This window comes from Oryzifoliimicrobium ureilyticum (assembly GCF_037199735.1).
Classification (GTDB): domain Bacteria; phylum Pseudomonadota; class Alphaproteobacteria; order Rhizobiales; family Rhizobiaceae; genus Rhizobium; species Rhizobium ureilyticus.
Genome location: NZ_JBBBVQ010000002.1, coordinates 454,844 through 473,160, shown reverse-complemented (window position 1 = coordinate 473,160; position 18,317 = coordinate 454,844). Strand labels below are relative to the sequence as shown.

17 protein-coding genes are annotated in these 18,317 nt (G+C 55.0%); 9 read left to right on the top strand and 8 right to left on the bottom strand.

The genetic code is table 11. The annotated features are described in order from the left end of the window. Positions 1–157 precede the first annotated feature (157 nt). On the top strand, positions 158–871 hold the full coding sequence (locus tag VQ830_RS05275; RefSeq protein WP_337267017.1) for an AAA family ATPase: 714 nt from the start codon (positions 158–160) through the stop codon (positions 869–871). 156 nt (positions 872–1,027) lie between these two features. On the opposite strand, the gene VQ830_RS05270 is transcribed toward VQ830_RS05275, so the two are convergent. Beyond that, positions 1,028–2,431, bottom strand: coding sequence for a L,D-transpeptidase family protein (locus tag VQ830_RS05270; protein WP_337267016.1), 1,404 nt, complete (start codon positions 2,429–2,431; stop codon positions 1,028–1,030). Between the two features lie 189 nt (positions 2,432–2,620). On the opposite strand from VQ830_RS05270, the gene VQ830_RS05265 reads away from it, so the two are divergent. From VQ830_RS05265 to VQ830_RS05255, 3 genes are all read left to right on the top strand, one after another. Continuing rightward, entirely contained in the window at positions 2,621–3,460 is an 840-nt protein-coding gene (locus VQ830_RS05265; protein WP_337267015.1) for a DUF4432 family protein, read from the top strand. Positions 3,461–3,532: 72 nt separating this feature from the next. Beyond that, complete coding sequence (locus tag VQ830_RS05260; RefSeq protein WP_337267014.1) at positions 3,533–3,871, top strand: protein tyrosine phosphatase family protein; 339 nt, start codon at positions 3,533–3,535, stop codon at positions 3,869–3,871. 68 nt (positions 3,872–3,939) lie between these two features. Continuing rightward, positions 3,940–4,284: a RidA family protein gene (locus VQ830_RS05255; protein WP_337267013.1), complete on the top strand. Its 345-nt coding sequence runs from the start codon at positions 3,940–3,942 to the stop codon at positions 4,282–4,284. 135 nt (positions 4,285–4,419) lie between these two features. Here the strand turns inward: VQ830_RS05255 and VQ830_RS05250 are convergent, their stop codons facing one another. Further along, positions 4,420–5,376, bottom strand: a complete 957-nt coding sequence (locus VQ830_RS05250; protein WP_438617323.1) for a DMT family transporter — start codon at positions 5,374–5,376, stop codon at positions 4,420–4,422. Positions 5,377–5,446: 70 nt separating this feature from the next. Further along, entirely contained in the window at positions 5,447–6,373 is a 927-nt protein-coding gene (locus VQ830_RS05245; protein WP_337267011.1) for an alpha/beta fold hydrolase, read from the bottom strand. A 163-nt stretch (positions 6,374–6,536) separates the two neighbouring features. Here VQ830_RS05245 and VQ830_RS05240 point away from each other — a divergent pair, with 163 nt between their 5' ends. The 4 genes from VQ830_RS05240 (at position 6,537) to metF (ending at position 11,263) form a co-directional block, all read left to right on the top strand. Next, on the top strand, positions 6,537–7,271 hold the full coding sequence (locus VQ830_RS05240; protein ID WP_337267010.1) for a ribonuclease T2 family protein: 735 nt from the start codon (positions 6,537–6,539) through the stop codon (positions 7,269–7,271). Positions 7,272–7,424: 153 nt separating this feature from the next. Next, positions 7,425–9,074, top strand: coding sequence for an energy-dependent translational throttle protein EttA (gene ettA / locus VQ830_RS05235; RefSeq protein WP_337267009.1), 1,650 nt, complete (start codon positions 7,425–7,427; stop codon positions 9,072–9,074). A gap of 265 nt (positions 9,075–9,339) precedes the next feature. Then, positions 9,340–10,365: an ArsR/SmtB family transcription factor gene (locus VQ830_RS05230; protein WP_337267008.1), complete on the top strand. Its 1,026-nt coding sequence runs from the start codon at positions 9,340–9,342 to the stop codon at positions 10,363–10,365. A gap of 1 nt (position 10,366) precedes the next feature. After that, positions 10,367–11,263: a methylenetetrahydrofolate reductase [NAD(P)H] gene (metF, locus tag VQ830_RS05225; RefSeq protein WP_337267007.1), complete on the top strand. Its 897-nt coding sequence runs from the start codon at positions 10,367–10,369 to the stop codon at positions 11,261–11,263. A gap of 110 nt (positions 11,264–11,373) precedes the next feature. Here metF and VQ830_RS05220 read toward each other — a convergent pair whose 3' ends face one another. The 4 genes from VQ830_RS05220 to VQ830_RS05205 all read right to left on the bottom strand — a co-directional run bounded on the left by VQ830_RS05220 (position 11,374) and on the right by VQ830_RS05205 (position 15,576). Next, complete coding sequence (locus tag VQ830_RS05220) at positions 11,374–12,624, bottom strand: lytic murein transglycosylase (protein ID WP_337267006.1); 1,251 nt, start codon at positions 12,622–12,624, stop codon at positions 11,374–11,376. Positions 12,625–12,703: 79 nt separating this feature from the next. Further along, entirely contained in the window at positions 12,704–13,498 is a 795-nt protein-coding gene (locus VQ830_RS05215; RefSeq protein WP_337267005.1) for a glycoside hydrolase family 25 protein, read from the bottom strand. Between the two features lie 171 nt (positions 13,499–13,669). Continuing rightward, positions 13,670–14,335 carry a class I SAM-dependent methyltransferase gene (locus VQ830_RS05210; protein WP_337267004.1) on the bottom strand — a complete coding sequence of 222 codons (666 nt, stop codon included), beginning with the start codon at positions 14,333–14,335 and terminating at the stop codon, positions 13,670–13,672. After that, entirely contained in the window at positions 14,332–15,576 is a 1,245-nt protein-coding gene (locus VQ830_RS05205) for a BtaA family protein (RefSeq protein ID WP_337267003.1), read from the bottom strand. Before VQ830_RS05205 ends, VQ830_RS05210 begins: the two co-directional genes overlap by 4 nt. Before the next feature lie 175 nt (positions 15,577–15,751). On the opposite strand from VQ830_RS05205, the gene VQ830_RS05200 reads away from it, so the two are divergent. Beyond that, the gene (locus tag VQ830_RS05200) at positions 15,752–17,122 is read left to right on the top strand and encodes a serine hydrolase domain-containing protein (protein WP_337267002.1); all 1,371 of its coding nucleotides are present in this window, start codon (positions 15,752–15,754) and stop codon (positions 17,120–17,122) included. Positions 17,123–17,302: 180 nt separating this feature from the next. On the opposite strand, the gene VQ830_RS05195 is transcribed toward VQ830_RS05200, so the two are convergent. Next, positions 17,303–18,202 carry a transglycosylase SLT domain-containing protein gene (locus tag VQ830_RS05195; protein ID WP_337267001.1) on the bottom strand — a complete coding sequence of 300 codons (900 nt, stop codon included), beginning with the start codon at positions 18,200–18,202 and terminating at the stop codon, positions 17,303–17,305. Between the last annotated feature and the right edge of the window lie 115 nt (positions 18,203–18,317).

Genomic DNA, 18,317 nt, shown 5'->3' with positions numbered 1-18,317 from the left:
TTTCAGGTTCGCGGAAAAGTAGAAAGAATGGGCACTAATTTGGGGTCGAATATTTAGGATCTGTTAACCATGTTCGTAAAGGATGGCTTTACCGCACGATGATCGATGGGGGTGCGGGTAGGAGCGGTGGCAAGCTCACAACATCCAGGATACGTATATGCCGGTTATTACTTTCGCAAATACCAAGGGCGGCGCAGGCAAGACGACGGCCGTGCTTCTTCTCTCGACTGAGCTCGCCCGCAAGGGTTATCGCGTCACAGTTCTCGACGCCGATCCACAACACTGGATTTCTCACTGGCATGAAATTTCTGGCACGGTTCCTAACCTTAATGTCATCGACTTCGTGACGACGACATCGCTTCCTCAGCATATTGCCGAAAACAAGCATAATACGGATTATTTTATCGTAGATCTTCCAGGCATCCGCAGCCCCGTTCTTGCAAGTGCAATCGGTCTATCGGATCATGTGCTGATCCCGGTGCAAGGTTGCGCCATGGATGCGCGTGGTGGAGCCCACGTGTTGGAAATGCTGCAATATCTGGAAGAAAAGGCGAAGATCGTTATTCCTCACTCCGTTGTCTTGACGCGAGTCAATTCAATGGTGACGACCAGAGCGCTTTTGATCGTTAAGGGCCTGCTCGCCCAGCGCAACGTGCCCGTTCTCGATACAGCCATCATTGAGCGATCGGCCTTCCGAGATATTTTCGATTGCGGCGGCACATTGCATACAATGGATCCGACGCGCGTCAGCAATCTCGATAAAGCGCGCGAAAACGCTCTCTGTTTCGCCGAAGAGATCATGCGCAAAGTTCCAGTGCGCTTGCCGATGCCGATGGTCAATCAAGGACGCTCACTGCTCTCTGCGGCTTAATCGATCAAAGCTTTGGTATAATGAGAAAGGGCTCCGACAGCGATCGGAGCCTTTTTCATGGGATCGAGGATTGTCCAGTTCAACGAGGCTGTGTTTCCAATCTTACCGCCTCGCAGCTAGTCTTCGTCGATCTAGCAACGTCGGACATCTCGGCTATCAATCGATGAATTCCACGACGGTTCCCGGCTTGACCATCTTCGCCAGTGCGGTGGCATCCCAGTTGGTGAGACGCACACAGCCATGGCTTTGCGTTTTGCCTATCTTCGACGGCTCCGGTGTCCCGTGGATGCCGTAGGTGGGCTTTGAAAGCGCGATCCAGACAGTGCCGACAGGACCATTCGGCCCGGGCGGAATGTTGAGGACCTTATCGTTCGCGCCCTGCTTGAAGTTGATCTTCGGGTTGTAGGTGTAGCCCGGATTGAAGGCGACCCTTTCAACCGTTACCGTTCCCGAAGGCGACGGCGTGTCGGCCGAACCGATAGAGGCAGGATAGGCAGCAACGAGGTTTCCGCCATTATCATAGGCAAAAATCTGCTTCTTACCCTTGTCGGCAAGAATGCGCGCCACATCGCCGCTTCTGCGTTGGCCGAGATTGACCACTTTGACAATCGTGCCCGGAACCGTGAAATCGACGCCTGGATTGATTTCCTTCAGGAAACCCTCATCCATATGAAACCGCTCGGCAAGCATTTCGGTGACGGAGGTGTAACCGAGGGACGTCATCGAGGCTTTCTGGCTGTAATCTTCGGGAATTTCAGCTACATAAGGGCCTGCCGCATCCGACGGCGTGATCGTGTAATTGATGATGGGCAAACCGCCTGACATGCCGAGCCGGGTCAGAATATCCTCGGAGTTGTTCGGATCCAGCGTCTGTCCGCTGATTTGTTGATAGGCGCCGATCGCCTTGGTGACATTTGCGCCCATATGTCCGTCTATCGCGCCCGGCGAAGCGCCCTCGCGATCCAGAAATACCTGAAGCGCGACGATTTCCATCTTCGATTTGTTCTTGAGGGTGATGACGGGCTCGGTCGGCTGCTTCAATCCACGCTCGGATGAAGGCGTGCCGGCATTGGGATCGATGGAGGCAAAGTCTCCATTGCGTCGCGCCGGGTACTGATCGTCAGACTGCGGATAGGCTTGGTCAAGCGGCGCGCTTTCGATCGGCGCATCCTGCGGGATGCCGCCCGTCACCTCACCGGGTTCCCGATAGCGCGTGTCTCCATAGCGGTTATCCCCATAGCCATCTTCCGCATTATAGGGATCATCGCCGTAACCGGCGTTGCGACGAGGGCGCTGCGGATAGTAATTCCTATCGTGCATCTCGGTCGCCACGACATTCCCGTAGCGATCGACCAAGACGCGATTTCCGCGCTGGTCTCTTGCATAGACAAGATCGGCATTTGGCGGAATATAATCGAGCATTCGCCCGTCGGGGGTCACGAAGACCGTTGGGGACCTCTGCTGGCCATAGACCTGCTGGGCATCCGAAACAGAAGCAAAGGTTGCCCAAGTCACGATGGCTGCGGCTGCCATAAAGCCAGTTTTCAGTAAGCGGTTCACGATTCGCTTTCCTCGTAGTGATCAAGCCGACACTCATTACTGAATCTTGACCCTAGTGTGGATTTCTAAAGTCATGCTGAATGAAATCATAAAAAAACTTTTGTGAGCGGCCGTTTTCAACGTTCGAGTCTTGGAAACGGTTCCTGTTGTGCGGCATAGGTTGTGGCAACATATTCTTCGGGAGGCGAAATGATTGAGTTAGCTGCCGACAAGGGCCCAAGACTTGAGCTTGATGAGGCTTCGCTTCTTGATATCGGGTCATGCTCCGTCAACGGTATCGATATCTCCCCCGGAGAGCGTGTGCCGGACGACGGTGATCCAAGAATTTTTCGTGCTGTTCAGGGCTTTTTATTCTCTTGTGGGCCGGATCATATTCGTCATCCCTGGCCGATCGGCGGGGACCGCAACGACCAGATGTACCCTTTGCACGGCTCTGCAAGCGGACATCCTGCTCGGATCATCTACAGCACGAAAAACCTTCAAGGCGCCGAATGCGTCGCGCAGGCTGATATTGAAACCGTCACAGGAGGCCACGCGCAACTGAACCGGGTCTGGCGGATTGAAAACACGACGGGCAAAGTTTATTTGCACGACGAAATTATCAATACCGGATCAGAATCTTGGCCGATTTTCTGGATGTACCACATGAACGTGGGCGGGCGCTTCCTGGGAGGTGAGACCCGTCTTGAAGGGGCGATGCTGCAGCAGGGTGGGGCTCACTGGCGCTTTGGGCCGGAGCCAGGCGGCGTCTTTTGTGTGCCTGCCGAAGCGGAAAATGACGGGCAATATGAAGTTCGTCTTGGCCCCTTGGCTTCTCCAGTGGGCGCCACGCTCTCCGTCCATGTTCCTGCCAAGACTTTGCCGTTCCTCCAGATCTGGCGCAACCAGAAGACACCGGTCGATGTCATCGGTATCGAGCCAGTGTCGCATCGATGGGTGGATCGGGGGGAACTTGAGGCGGCCGGCGAGTTTGATTGGCTTGCTCCGGGCGAAAGCCGGCAATTTGGTTTGAGCTTCGCCTTCAGCTGAATTTCCCGCTACCGGTTGACGCTGCTGCCTCGCCAACGTAGTCATTCTTCACCTTATGAGGAGATAGCGACGATGGATATCAGGCAAATTGACGATGAATATTCGGTCTCTGGCCAGATCAGTGTTGACGATCTCGACGAGATCAAAGCTTTAGGCTTCAAATCGATCGTGTGCCATCGCCCGGATGATGAAAGCCCGGATCAAACGTCCTTTGCCGACATTGCCACCAGAGCCAAAGAGCTTGGTATCGAAACTGCGCATGTGCCGGTTGGTCGGATGGGCGTTACGGAAGAAGCAGTGAAAGGTATGGTGGATGCTCTTGATGAGTTTCCTCGTCCCATGCTCGGTTATTGCCGTTCAGGCGCACGCTCGACAGCTGTCTATGAGAAGACACGGCATATTCGCGGCTAACCACTCGATTAGAAATCATCACGACGCAGCTCGATGGCTGCGTCTTTTGTTGTAAAAAGGAGAGTACAATGTCCATCAAGCGTATCGATGTAGGCCCGCGCATGAGCGGTGCCGTCGTCCATGGCAACACTGTTTATCTTGCAGGTCAGGTTGGCGAAGGCGAAAGCGTTACGGATCAGTGCAAATCTGCCCTTGCAGAGGTCGACCGACTTCTTGCTGAAGTCGGCTCCAGCAAGTCGAAGATTCTGCAGACCATCATCTATCTCTCTGACATCGCTTACTTCGCTGAGATGAACGCAGCGTGGGAAGCCTGGGTCGATCCGGCCAATACGCCGGCACGGGCGACTAGCGAAGCGAAGCTCGCAGCTCCCAAATACAAGGTTGAATTCATCGTAACGGCTGCGCTCGACTAACAAGCGGCGCTCCGCTGAAACGAGATAGAGAGACCGGCTGAAGCTCCATGTTCGTGAGTCGCGTTCTGTTGAATGCATTTCTAATGCGGCAAAAGGCGCGGCCGGTCTTATTAAAACTGACGAGCAGCAATGGCGCTATGGTGCGGCAGAGGCTTGAGGTACATCTGAAACGGGCCTGGAGTTCAAACGGCGTTCGCGCCAGATGATGTAAAATCCTGATGCCATGATAATAGCAATTCCAGCCCATTTCAGAGCGTCAGGAAAGTCCCCAAATACCCACCACGCGACAGCTGTCGCAGACACAATTTCAAAATACTGCAGGGGTGCGAGCGTTGCTGCCGGTGCGGCCCGGTACGCATAGACGCCAAGAATACCGGCCAATGCTGCCATGGCCCCAACACCGGCCATATAAAGCAGCGATTTGCCCTCTGGCATGATCGTAGTCAAAATGTCGTTTCCGCTGTCGCGCGCCATGAACAGCATGACGACAACAATGGCCAAGCCCCAGATTGCGGTCTGAAACTGCATGATCCAGGGGTCTTCGCGCTTGGACAGCGCACGCGTCATCATCGCATAAATGGCAATGACGAGCGCAGTTATCACCGGCAGAATGGCGACCGCTCCGACCTCCTGGAAACTTGGCTGTATAATGAGGAGCGCCCCACCAAAGCCGATCGCACACGCGGTATAGCGGCGCCACCCAATCGTTTCTTTCAGGAAGATACTGCTGAGGATCGTCAAAAAGATCGGTTCGACGAAGAAGATTGCGATGGCATCTGCAACCGCCATGTACTTTAACGTGGTGACGAAACTTATCATCGAAATGGCGATCAGCCCGCCGCGGATAGCATGATAGAATGTCTGCCGAGTAAACAGGGTCAAATGTCTACGCCTGGCCACCACGAAAGGCAGCATACAGGCGGCCTGGACTACAAAACGGCCAGCGGTAATTTGTCCGGCTGAGACGGTCTCCACGGCAAGTTTTGAAAATATGTCGATGAGGGGCGATAGGATCACCGAAAGCAACATCAGAATGATGCCGGTGCCTACTTGGCTGGAGCCAGCAGCGTTTGCGGAGCGTGTCATGGATATGTCTGTCGCTATTGGAAAAACGATGGGTCTGGTCGATTAAAGCAGTTCGAAGCGGTATGCGTCGGGCTTTTCAAGACTTCAAGCTCGTGTCGCACCAGTCTGCGAACTCAGCCATTGCGCCTTCGCGTCCAAATTCTTTCAACGTTTCATGGCGCATGTCTTCATAGATGCGCGTGGTCACCTTTGAGAAGCCACGTCCGCGCAGATAATCTGCAAGCGAGGTAATTGCCTTGGCATGGTCGGTGGCTGGATCGGCGCCTCCACCAACGAGATAGATCGGCTTATCTTTTGCCAAGGCTGCAAGGCTTTGCTGGCGCAAAGGACGAGAACTCATTTCCACGATATCGAGCCACATGGAGACAGACGCATCGAAGCCGCAAAGTGGGTCCGAGATATAACGGTCTACTTCTGACTCGTCGCGCGATAGCCAATCAAAATCAGTGCGGTGTCCTTTGATAGATCGCCCCCATGCCGAAAAGGTTAATTTTGGAAGGAGTGCGCTTGGAACGTCAGAACCCTTCAAGGCTCGCTCCATCCAAAGAAGAGCCTTTGCACCAGTTCCTGCAATACCAAGGCGCAGATTTGAGTTGAAGATGGCGATGGCGTCATAGTGGCCTGGATGGCTGACGGCGCAGTTCATTGTGATAAGGCCGCCCATGGACTGTCCGAAAAGAACGATTGGAAGATATGGATTGGCTTCTGCCGCATGCGTTCGCATCGCCGCGACATCGTCAATAACGACTTTGAATCCATCCTTGCGGGCAAATTGCCCCAAAGGCGCATCAGGGGCTTTTGTTTCGCCATGGCCTCGATGATCAAATGCATAGACATGATAGCCGCGCGACGACATATAATCTGCAAAAGCAGCATATCGTTTCGAGTGCTCGGCCAAGCCGTGAGCAATCAGAAGAATGCCTCGAGCCGTGCCTGTTGCGGGAAGATAATGGAAAGCGGTTCGCCCTTCAGGACGCTGCAGCCAGTGCGTTTGGTCAAACATGTTTATCCTCCCTCTGGCCGCATTCAACCCAGCAGCCTTAACATTTTTTCTTCTATGGGATTGAAACCATTCAGCCCGCACCCTCTATGCCAAGCAATAACACTTGCTGCAGATGGCAAGCTATGCTTAATTTGTTCATGGATTGTTCTGTGGGGTCTGAGGAATGAAGAAGTTTGTTTTTAGCGCCTTGATTTTGGCTCTTGCCGGCGTTTCCGGCGCAGGTGAGTCCTCCGCACAAGAGAGACATGGGAAAACAAGCTTTATCCTTGCAGCCAGTTGGCAGCCCGCTTTCTGCCAAGGCAATCAGAAGAAGGCCGAGTGCCGAAGCCAGACCTCCGATCGGCCTGATACCGTAAACTTTTCACTGCATGGTTTGTGGCCCATGCGTCAGCAATATTGCGGCGTTACATCGGCGGATCAGGCTGCCGATAAAAAAGGGGACTGGTCTGCCTTGCCCAGTGTTCAGCTTTCCGACGAGACAAAAGCGTCGCTCTCAAAGGTGATGCCTGGAACTCAGTCCGGCCTTGAGCGGCATGAATGGACAAAGCATGGAAGCTGCACGGGAATAAGTGCTGATCAGTATTTCACCACCTCGGCTCGACTGATCGGAGAGCTGAACAAATCCGAGGTTCAGGCTCTTTTCGCAGCCAACATCGGCAAGACATTGACTGCCGATCAAATCAAGACCGCCTTCGACAAGAGCTTTGGTGAGGGCGCCAGCAATCGCGTCAAAATGAGCTGCAGAAAGGTGGGCGATCGCCGTCTGATCAGCGAACTGACGATCGGCCTTTCCGCCGCGGCAACGAGCGGGCAGGAGAGCCTGCGCGATCTCATTCAAGGTGCCGGGCGAACCAGTTTCGGTTGCGATCAAGGCATTGTCGATCCAGCAGGTTTCTGAAACTTTTAGTGATACGGTTCTTTCGTTCTTGCCCATCGCCCGCGAGGGCGTGAGCGAGGAATGATGGCTGCTTGGGCCGGGCGGCGTTGCCCCGGGCGGAGAATTCGCCTACATAGCGGCAAAAGCTGAATTCCTCCCTCGGAGATCGTATCCATGGCACGTCAATTCATTTATCATATGGCCGGGCTCAACAAGGCCTATGGCAATAAGAAGGTATTGGAGAACATCCACCTTTCCTTCTATCCGGATGCCAAGATCGGTATTTTGGGTCCGAACGGCGCGGGTAAGTCGACGGTCCTCAAGATCATGGCGGGCCTGGATAAGGAATACACCGGCGAGGCCTGGCTTGCAGAGGGCGCAACGCTTGGCTATCTGGCGCAGGAACCACAACTCGACGAATCCAAGACTGTTCTTGAAAACGTCATGGAAGGTGTTGCCTCGAAGAAGGCCATCCTTGATCGCTATAACGAGTTGATGATGAACTACTCCGACGAAACCGCGGAGGAGGGCGCAAAGCTTCAGGATATCATCGACAGCCAAAATCTTTGGGATCTCGAGTCACAGGTTGAGATGGCGATGGATGCGTTGCGCTGCCCACCAGGCGATGCTGACGTAACCAATCTTTCGGGCGGTGAAAAACGTCGTGTTGCCCTCTGCCGGTTGCTTTTGTCGCAGCCTGACCTTCTGCTGCTCGATGAGCCGACCAACCACCTCGATGCTGAGACTATTGCATGGCTTGAAAAGCACCTGCGCGAGTATCCCGGCGCCGTCATGATGGTTACCCACGATCGCTACTTCCTCGACAACGTGACCGGCTGGATTCTTGAGCTGGATCGGGGACGCGGCATTCCTTACGAAGGCAACTATTCCGCTTATCTCCAGGCCAAGGCGAAGCGCATGGCCCAGGAAGGCCGTGAAGAGGCCAGCCGGCAGAAGGCTCTTTCCAGAGAGCAGGAGTGGATCGCATCCAGTCCGAAGGCCCGTCAGGCAAAATCGAAAGCTCGTATTCGAGCCTATGACGAATTGGTGCAGGCCGCTGAGGATCGTCGCCCTGGCGATGCGCAGATTGTTATTCCCGTCGGCGAGCGTCTTGGGCAGGTGGTCATCGAAGCAGATAATATCTCGAAGTCCTATGGCGACCGATTACTGTTCCAAAACCTCACGTTCAAACTGCCCCCAGGTGGGATTGTGGGTGTGATTGGCCCTAACGGTGCCGGTAAAACAACGCTGTTTCGCATGATTACTGGTCAGGAAAAGCCCGATAGCGGCGATGTTCGTATCGGCGAGACGGTCGAACTCGGCTATGTCGATCAAAGCCGCGACTCCCTTAACGGCAACAAGACCGTTTGGGAGGAAATCTCTGGTGGTAACGACATCATCAAGCTTGGCAAGCACGAGGTCAATTCTCGCGCTTACTGCGGCGCCTTTAATTTCAAAGGCGGTGATCAGCAGCAGAAGGTCGGTACGCTTTCAGGCGGCCAGCGAAACCGTGTCCACCTTGCCAAGATGCTGAAGGCAGGCGGAAATGTTATCCTGCTCGACGAACCGACCAACGACCTCGATACTGAAACACTTTCGGCTTTGGAGGATGCGCTGGAAAACTTTGCGGGTTGTGCGGTTATCATCAGCCACGACCGCATGTTCCTGGACCGGCTTGCAACACATATCCTCGCTTTCGAAGGCGACAGCCATGTTGAGTGGTTCGAGGGCAACTTTGCCGATTACGAAGCCGATAAGATCCGTCGTCTCGGCGCGGACTCGGTCAATCCGAAGCGCGTTACATATAAGCGGCTAACACGCTGACGCCCGGCAGGTTTTGAATTAGGCTGAAAGTCATTTGGCTTTCAGGCTGATTGTGGACGTGCCTGGATCGAATTGCCCAACCGTATAATGCGCCGCGTGCTCTTTCTCGAAAGCACGCGGCTTTTATTTTCTGCACCTTGCGAAATTCGCTTCGCCTTAAAAGCCGTCGTAAAAAGACCCGCAAATTTCGCCCCGAGACTTATTTCTCCCTTGCCACGGCTGCTGCCATCACATAAAGATATCTTTATATCTTGATTGGAAAGTGATGCGAGGCATTGTGAGGCTAGGGTTGCAGTCGGCGGTGGACGTTATGAAGGCAGGCGGTGAGCCTACGCGTCTTCGTCTTATTGCGCTTCTTGCGGCCAGCGATCTAACAGTAACCGATCTCACGGATATTTTGGGGCAGTCGCAGCCGCGTATCTCGCGCCATCTCAAATTACTGGGAGAGGCAGGCCTTATTGATCGCTATCAAGAAGGTGCTTGGGCCTTTTTCCGACTTCGTCAGGAAGGCGAGGCTCCGGCTCTCATTCGCGACCTGCTTCGGCATGTCTCTAAGACCGATTCCATTATGATTCGGGACGGAGAGCGACTTGCTGCGGTCAAGCGCCAACGCGCGGAGCGCGCCCAAGCATATTTCAGTCGCAACGCGGCTGAATGGGACGAACTGCGGCGGCTGCACGCTGCCGACGATAATGTCGATGCCGCAATCGTCGATCTATTGGGTGGCCGGTCGATAGATGCCTTGCTTGATCTGGGGACGGGAACTGGCCGGATCCTGGAATTGTTATCCGCACTTTACCGCCGCGCGATCGGTGTCGATGCTAGCCGAGATATGCTTGCTGTGGCGCGTGCCAATCTTGATCGCGCCGGGATCAGCAAAGCTTCTGTCAGACATGGCGACATCTTGAATTTGCCTTTCGACGGGCAGGATTTTGATCTGGTCACCATTCACCAGGTACTGCATTTCTTCGACGAGCCTGAGTTTGCGGTTCGCGAGGCTGCTCGGATGCTAAGGCCAGGCGGGCGGTTGATGATCATCGATCTTGCGCCGCATGCGCTTGATTATCTGCGCGAAGATCATGCCCATGTCCGCCTTGGTTTTTCGCATCAGTTCCTGAGCGAGACATTGATGCGCGCCGGGCTCGATGTGGAAAAGGTGCTGGATCTTCATCCGAGCCACACGGGTGAGCCAGGACTGACAGTTACGATATGGCTGGCGAGAGATCCCAGACTTCTTATAGCAGCGGCATCCGAGGACGCGCCGCAGACTTTACTCGCGGGGAGGGTGTAACATGGCTTCTAACCGGTCCGGTCGTCACAAAATCGGTATCTCCTTCGAATTCTTTCCGCCCAAATCGGAAGATATGGATGCGCAACTATGGACTGCGGTTGACAAGCTCCAGGAATGGGATCCTGACTTTGTTTCCGTCACCTATGGTGCCGGTGGCACGACGAAGGCTCCAACGCTCGCAACCGTTGGCCGTTTCATTGCGGATACGCCTTTGAAGACTGCGTCGCATTTGACATGTGTGGGAGCAACGAAGGCTGAAACGCATAGCGTCGTTGAGAGCTTTCGCAGTATCGGCGTGAAGCATTTCGTTGCCTTGCGTGGCGATGCACCTGGCGGCGTCGGTGCTCCTTACACGCCGTTCCCAGGCGGCTATGCGAATGCCTCGGAACTTGTGGCAGGTCTGCGCAGCCTGGGAGACTTCGAGATTTCTGTTTCGGCCTATCCGGAAAAACATCCCGAAAGCGCGGATGTCGACGCAGATATCGCCATGTTGAAGCGCAAGGCCGACAACGGCGCCGATCGCGCTTTGACGCAGTTCTTTTTCGACAACGACAATTTCGAGCGTTACCTCGAGAAGGTCCGGTCAGTCGGTGTCACAATTCCGATTGTTCCTGGAATTATGCCGATCCAGAACCTGACCCAGTTGAAGCGATTTGCCGGCGCTTGCGGGGCCGTCATTCCGTCGTTCCTTGATCGGCGCTTCGCGGGATATGATGATAAGCCAGAAGAGCGGGCAAAGGTCGCAGCGGAAGTCGCGGCCGAGCAGGTGGAGGATCTTATCCGTCGCGGCATCGACGAGTTCCACTTCTATACGATGAACCGCTCCCCGCTTGTCTCAAAGGTCCTTGAAAATCTTGGCTTGCAGAGGCGTGAGGAGCGTTCTGGCGCTGCAGCCTGAATGGCATAAGTGCAAGGACCTTAAGAATCGCGTCGCTTGCTGATCGTCTGGGCAATAGGAAAAGGCCGGTTCCCATGGAACCGGCCTTTGCTTTATCGGATTGTCTTGCCCTATTTGCTCAAAGCTTCCAGGAGAGCAGGCGTTGCCCAGCCATCGGCCGGCATTCCGAGACGCTTTTGCTGCTCTTGAATGGCAACTCGCGTGCCGGAGCCCAAAATGCCGTCGATCTCACCGACATTGTGTCCGAGCTTGTCGAGTTTCGTCTGTAGGTCTTTCATCTGTTCGATGGTCAGGCCTTGCTCCGGGGTTCCCTTAAGGTAAGGGGGCGCGCCAGAGAGGCGCGTTGCAAAATATGCCGCCGAGGTCGTGTAGATAAACGACTTATTCCACTCGAGATAAATTTTGAAATTGGGGTAAGCGATGAAGGCAGGTCCAAGACGTCCCTGTGGCAAAACAAGATCGGCCTTGAGCTGGCCGAAGCCGGTGTTTCCATCGCGCGGCTTGACGCCAAGATTGAACCATTCGCCAGCCGTCATGCTGCCGCCAAGACCGGATTTCTCCCAAGGCAGGTTTTCAGGCACTGTGACTTCCTGAAGCCAAGGCTGGCCCCGCTCGAACCCGAGATGCTGAATAAATTTGGCCGCCGTCATAATCGCGTCGGGCCCACTCTGTTTCAGGCGGACATGGCCGTCTCCGTCGCCGTCGACGCCGTAGGCAACGATATCGCGCGGGAGCATTTGAACCTGGCCAATTTCACCTGCCCAAGCACCTGTATTGGTGGCAGGATCGAGATCGCCGTGTTGCACCATCTCGATGAGAGAGATGAGTTGCGGGCGAAACAGTTCCGGGCGACGGCAATCATGAGAAAGCGTAACAAGTGCATTGCGAGTGTTGAAATCGCCCTGCACGGCGCCGAAGTCGGTTTCCATCGCCCAGAAAGCCGTGATCACGCCTGGCGGTACACCGTATTCCTGCTCGGCGCGCGAGAAGACATCGGCGAACTGCTTCATTTTCTGCCGGCCGATATCAAGACGGGCTTGGCTCACGGTGCGCTGCGAAAATTCCAGGAAGGTCTGACGGAAAACGCCTTGAGCGCGATCGCGTGCGATAACCTTTGGGTCGATCTCAGCACCTGTGAGCGCCTTATCTGCAGCCTCGGCCGAAAGACCCGCTGCCACAGCATCGGATTTTACCTTCGCAAGGAAGGCCGGAAGATCGCCTCCACAGGGTGCGGCCGGCGCATTGGCTGGTGCTGTTCCTGCCGGGGCATCCGTTGGCGCGCTCTGCGCGAAGGAGGGGCTCATTAAGGAAGCGGAGATAACGAGACTAAGTGCAGTGCTGCGCGCAAGCGATAAGTACATAAGCGGCGTCCCTGGTCGACAATAATGGTCTGCTTTCACAGATCAAAGCGACGGAAGCAAGGCTGTTTTATCCGCTAGCTCAAGAATCCTTGTCTTTGGAATAAGCGAGCATCCAGCTATTCCAGTTTTTGCGCGTGCCGGCGAAGACGTTGATGTCCGTCGGCCCCTTGATACCGGGTATCACGCCGGTGGAAGTGTATTGCCAGAAGGCCCAGCGACGGTCTGCATAAGTTACGTCGGGATGCTTGGCGACCGAACGCACCCAGAAGTGATAGTTTTTGAAATAGCCGACCAGATTGTCTCGGTGAAAGTCGACAGACGTATAGATGATGGGCCGCTTGCCGTAATAAGCCTCAAGGCGATCCATGAAACGCTGGATCTGGGCGCGTACGGTTGCCGGGTCGGGGCGTGTTCGACATGTCTTTGATTCGCCGTTCCATTCGACATCGAGAACAGGTGGCAAACGCATGGCTGCCTTCGGCACATTGGCAATGAACCAGTCCGCTTGCTCGTCTGGTGTCGAGCAGAAGTAATAGAAATGGTAAGGCGCGTGTGCGATGCCGACGGCACGAGCGCGTTGCCAGTATTCGTTGAATTTCGGATCGACGACGTCTTTGCCTTCGGTCGCCTTGATGAAGGCAAAATCGACGCCGGAAGCTTTTACCGTCTGCCAGTCAATATCGCCCTGCCACTTCGAGACATCGATGCCATGGATGGGATGAAGTTCCGGATGCTTCGCACCGAAGTCTTGCGGCTTGGTATCCTTGAACCGAGGCTGGGGCGGTATAGACGCTGTTTGCAGGTAATCATAGCCAGCCGAACAGCCGCTTAACGCGAGCGCGATAGGCAGAACGCAATACAACAGCCGCCGCATGGTATTCCCGTCTTTATCCGAATGACCCTTTCGCCCCACAGCTGACCTTCGCGCATGACGGTTAAAGCAGAGGGATTTCCCCTCGTTTTCATCATATCAACGTAAATAATCCGTTAGTTGCAAGCGAAATGTCATGCGACGGCTAGAAAAGGGCGGCCATTGCGGCAGAGCTTAGCGGGCAGTGTAGACAAGACGCCAGGCATAGCCTGCGCCAATAGACTGAAAATCAAACTGGGCTTTGTTCATTTCGGCACGCCTTTCCAGGTTCGCGCGCAGCATTTTTCTCGGATGGACGTGGAATTTCGCCAACCAGGCCTGAAGCAGTTTTTTCACCGCCGGCGGTAGACCTTCCTGCTGACCGAAGTCGACGATGTGCAGCTGTCCGCCCGCACAAAGTGCATCAATTGCCGAATCAAGTGCTGCCTCCCAATCGGGAATCATGGAGAGGGCATATGAGATCATGATTCGCTCAAAGCCGGTCCTGTTGAAATTTGCAGGCGAAAAGCGCGTGGCATCAAGGGCATGAAGCTGTGCGTTGATGCCTTTGCGTGCAAGTGTTGCGCGCGCTGAGATCAACATCTCCTCGGAAATGTCAAAGCCATGAAGCTCTGCCTGCGGAAAGTGCCGGTGAGCCAAAGCAAGATTACGACCTGTGCCGCAGGCGACCTCAAGCAGGCTGCCGCCATTCTCGATACCGAGGCCGCGTATGGTCGTATCGCGGCCAAACAAATAATATTTCCTCGTGAGATCGTAGATGTGCCTTTGATAACGGTACATCCCGTCCATGAGGGCGGCATGTGCTCCATGTTCTGGCGGTGATGCGCTGATTTGGGTCATGACGCTTTGCCGTAGACGTGGAAGCCGCCGTAGATGGCCGAGCGATCCGATATCGTGAGTTGCTTGGAGCGTTCTTCAAAATACGACCATTGACTGCGGAGCGCCGGAGCAAGTCTTCCCTCCAAGATGCTCTGCTCTGCCGCGGTGCGGAAGATCACCCGCGCGCCCGTACGTGCGGTGCGTGTGATTTCGGTCCACAATGCGTTCAACTGATCATTCGTCATCCAGTCCTGCGCATCTAGCAGGACGTAGCGATCTCGCGATGCCGCTGGCTGACGAGCCAAGAATTCCGTGAAACTCGCATGATTGACGGTGACGTGATCGACATTGCCGCGGATCGTCGAGTAATGCTCCGGCTTCAGGTAGGTTGGTAGAGGTCCTTTGCCTTTTGGCGCATAACGGCGCGTAAAAGCCTGCCAGGCAAAGTAATTTTCACTGAGCGGAAAGTGGCACGCCAGTTTTTCCAGTCGCTGGCGAAGCACCGGAGCAATCGAGCCGCTTTCGCTCATTCCCGCAAGCTCGTCATATTGCTGGGGCGGTATGCCGAGACCGAAAAGCGAGCTTTTGCGGCTGGTGATCCAACGCACGATCGGGCGGTCGAACAAAGGCGCGATCTCTGCGTCGAAAAACTGACGCTGCTCCTGAACGGTCCGCATGCTCGCCATGCGCGTCAGATCGACGCCGTGCAGCCGGGCGAGAAGATGTGCCGCGCCGATGAAGCGCCCCAGTAGACCGGTTTCGTAGATGTTTCGGTTGAAGACAGTGATCCGGCGGCGCCCGAATCTGCGGCCGTGCCAGTATTGCTTTGTGTTCCCGTCGAGTGCGGGTGACAGGTAGCGATCGAAGAGCGCGCTGTTCCCGGGCTCATGAGGGCTGGCGAAAAAGCGAACCAGATCCTCATGATTGGGAAAATTCTTGAAAGCGGCGAGCTTGAGGTGGTTGAGCGCGATATGATGGGCGTTGAGATCCACGACGTCGATAGACGCGGGCGATTGAGAGAGGTAGGCAAGCATGTTGCAGCCGCCCGATCCGATCGTGACGATGCGGTGCGACGAAGTGAGCTCCATGGCCTGCATATCAAGGTCGGGGTCTTCCCAAATCTGCGGATAGACGAGACCGGAAAACAGAAGACCGAACAGCCGTTCGGAAATTCCCTCTTTCGACAAAGCCCGATGACGCAGAAGCGCCGCTTTGATTTTGCCATTCTTGCGGAAGCCGGCATCCGGAGCGAATTCTGTCATTTGAGTCGTCACCCTCTTTTGGATTGAGGGCGTGTAACCCGACGCTGCTACAGTTTGATGACGCAGGGCGCTTAAGAGCGCCGGTAAAGGATGCTGCAGCAGTGGATTGTCTTTCAAAGCTCTTTTCCGCGTTGTCTTTTCCTGCTCTTGTTCGCGCGCTTAAGGAGGACGTCTTTTGAGCTTCTTAAAATCTATTGTTATTGCCGCTTCTGTTTCTTGTGTCGTTATTGTTGGTGGCGCGGTTGCCTGGCTTTCCGTGAGCCCACCCGAGTTGTTGAGGGTAGGTGACGGCTATGCAGCCAAAATTGTTTGTTCCAATGTCTTCATCGCGGGTCGTGATGCAAGCGAGGTTTTTGGAGATGATGTCCAGGCGCCCGGTAATCCGATCCTGAGATTTATTCGTGTCAGCGTGGATAAGGAACGCAGGACCGTCAAAGCTGGAATTTTCGGCTTGTTCGCTCCCTCTTATGCGCTTTACCGGGGACGCTATGGTTGCGCGACCGTTCCGGACGGAGATCTTGAAGGGGCGGAAAAGGCGCTTGCCTATGCTCCTGTGCAGGCGGGGGGAGCTAATCCATCACCATGGCCGGACGGCGAGGGTGCTGGTCAAACCAATCCAAGCGTTCAAGCGTTGCTTGGCGATAGTGAGCTTGCAGGGCCGGGGATACGTGCCCTTCTCGTCGTGCGTGACGGCCAAATCATAGGCGAAAGCTATGGCCCGGGATTTGACGCAAAGACGCCGCTGCTCGGTTGGTCTATGACAAAGACGGTGAACGCTGCTGTCGTTGGTATGATGATGAAGGACGGAAAAATGTCCTTTGCCGACAATACGTTATTTTCGGAGTGGCGTGCCGACGACCGAGCCAAGATCAAGCTTTCGGACTTGCTTGCGATGCAAAGCGGCCTGGCTTTCGATGAAAGTTACGGCGTTGTGACGGATGCAACGCGCATGCTTTATCTCGATCGCGACATGGTGCGCTTGCCGCTTTCCAAACCGCTGGCCGCTCCGCCGGGTTCCTCTTTCGTTTATTCGACCGGTTCGGCGGTTCTTTTGTCTCGGCTATGGATGAACAGGATAGGCGATACGGAACAGGCGCTTTCCTTCCCTTATGATAGACTGTTCGGCCCGCTTGGCATGACCAGCGCTGTCTTGGAAGCCGATGCGCAGGGAACCTATGTGGGTGGCTCCTATCTTTATGCCACACCTCGTGATTGGGCACGCTTTGGACAATTGCTGGTTCAGGACGGCGTCTGGAAGGGCGAACGCTTGCTTCCGGAAGAGTTTATGCAGGCGATGCGAACGCCAACTAAACCATCCGCCGGCCTTTATGGCGGCACCCAGAACTGGCTTTCGCCGCCCGGTATGCAGAACAACCAGCAGGCTGGTCTTCCGGAGGATGTCGTATGGCTGCAAGGTCATGATGGACAAAGCATTGCCATCGTTCCTTCAGCCAGACTGATCTTGGTTAGAATGGGCCTGACGCCTTCCAGCACCGCTTATGGGCCGCAAGTTCTCTTGCGCAAAATCCTGGACGCCATTCGTTGACAAGGTACAGGTGCGACACGGTAACGTGCAGTGCCGCGTCCGTGCTTATGGCAGCGTGTACAAACTCAATCTGCTTGTTGTCGCAGAGTCTTCGATTTCAGAGCTACTTGAGCGTAAAACTTTGCGGCCGACTTTAAGTGTCGCGCATGGATACCTGAGTTACGCGCCCCAATCTTCCAATCAGTTTTGGATGGTGTCCGTCATGCCCTTGCGCTTGGCTTCGTAGTAGTAGCCCCGCGCATAAAGGCGAACGGCATCGTCTTCCTTGCTGTTGGAAACCAACCACGCGCCGCGCAGATATTTGGCTGCAAATTTGATATTGGTTTCCGGATCGAAAAGGCCCGACGGGCTGCCGTCGTAACCCATCGACTTTGCCGTATTATACTTGATCTGCATCAACCCGAAGTAACCGCGCTTGTTATAGGCACGTGGGTTATATCGGCTTTCGCGATGAACAACCCGATGCAACAGTGTTGCCGGGACCTCATACAGTCTTGAATACTTCTCGATGATCTTGACGATAGCGCTCTTCTCGACCGTGGGAGCGCCATCATCGTCGCTATCGCTGAACATCGGCGGTGCAGCCGGCGGGTCCATCGGCCCTGTTGTATCGAAGCCAAAATCCGTCATTGAGCGCGACGAGGTATTCATACCGGGGAATGATGCTGCGGGGCTGCCTGCGAAGGCGAGCTGAGTGGAGGGAGAAGCAGGTGTGCTAGGCCTCGGTGTCGGAACGACTGACTGGATCGCACTCATCTCTGGTGTCAATGGAATTTCGGCGTAAGCCGCAGGCTGCAAGGTTCCGTTTTTCGAAGAAACGACCGCCGGCATCGTCGCCGCTGCTATCGCTGCATTTTCGGAATTTGTCGCGGCGAATGCGGTCGCCTGCGCAGGGTTGGCAGTCGGAACGGCGGCAAATCTCTCGTCTTCTGTCGGCCTTGGCGTCGGAACGACGGTTTGCACAGCGCTCAGTTCGGCTTGAGAGGTATATTGAACACTGGAGCAACCGGCTGCGAAGGCGCAAATCGCCGAAGACATCAACATACCGCGCCCGAAAGCTGAAAACCTGATCTCTGCCATTCTCTCACTTTCGTGATAAGCGCCGTCGTCAAAGCGTCACGTAAAAGTTACCAAGAACCTTACGCACGTCTCGCCAATTAACCTATTCGTAGCTTCTAGGCAATCACGCAAGGTT

Excerpts from the sequence above, each read along its gene's own strand:
- VQ830_RS05220 (WP_337267006.1), bottom strand. The coding sequence starts at position 12,624 with ATGTACTTATCGCTTGCGCGCAGCACTGCACTTAGTCTCGTTATCTCC.
- VQ830_RS05275 (WP_337267017.1), top strand. The coding sequence starts at position 158 with ATGCCGGTTATTACTTTCGCAAATACCAAGGGCGGCGCAGGCAAGACG.
- VQ830_RS05245 (WP_337267011.1), bottom strand. The coding sequence starts at position 6,373 with ATGTTTGACCAAACGCACTGGCTGCAGCGTCCTGAAGGGCGAACCGCT.
- VQ830_RS05230 (WP_337267008.1), top strand. The coding sequence starts at position 9,340 with ATGCGAGGCATTGTGAGGCTAGGGTTGCAGTCGGCGGTGGACGTTATG.
- VQ830_RS05195 (WP_337267001.1), bottom strand. The coding sequence starts at position 18,202 with ATGGCAGAGATCAGGTTTTCAGCTTTCGGGCGCGGTATGTTGATGTCT.
- VQ830_RS05240 (WP_337267010.1), top strand. The coding sequence starts at position 6,537 with ATGAAGAAGTTTGTTTTTAGCGCCTTGATTTTGGCTCTTGCCGGCGTT.
- VQ830_RS05205 (WP_337267003.1), bottom strand. The coding sequence starts at position 15,576 with ATGACAGAATTCGCTCCGGATGCCGGCTTCCGCAAGAATGGCAAAATC.
- VQ830_RS05215 (WP_337267005.1), bottom strand. The coding sequence starts at position 13,498 with ATGCGGCGGCTGTTGTATTGCGTTCTGCCTATCGCGCTCGCGTTAAGC.
- VQ830_RS05255 (WP_337267013.1), top strand. The coding sequence starts at position 3,940 with ATGTCCATCAAGCGTATCGATGTAGGCCCGCGCATGAGCGGTGCCGTC.
- ettA (WP_337267009.1), top strand. The coding sequence starts at position 7,425 with ATGGCACGTCAATTCATTTATCATATGGCCGGGCTCAACAAGGCCTAT.
- metF (WP_337267007.1), top strand. The coding sequence starts at position 10,367 with ATGGCTTCTAACCGGTCCGGTCGTCACAAAATCGGTATCTCCTTCGAA.
- VQ830_RS05260 (WP_337267014.1), top strand. The coding sequence starts at position 3,533 with ATGGATATCAGGCAAATTGACGATGAATATTCGGTCTCTGGCCAGATC.
- VQ830_RS05265 (WP_337267015.1), top strand. The coding sequence starts at position 2,621 with ATGATTGAGTTAGCTGCCGACAAGGGCCCAAGACTTGAGCTTGATGAG.
- VQ830_RS05210 (WP_337267004.1), bottom strand. The coding sequence starts at position 14,335 with ATGACCCAAATCAGCGCATCACCGCCAGAACATGGAGCACATGCCGCC.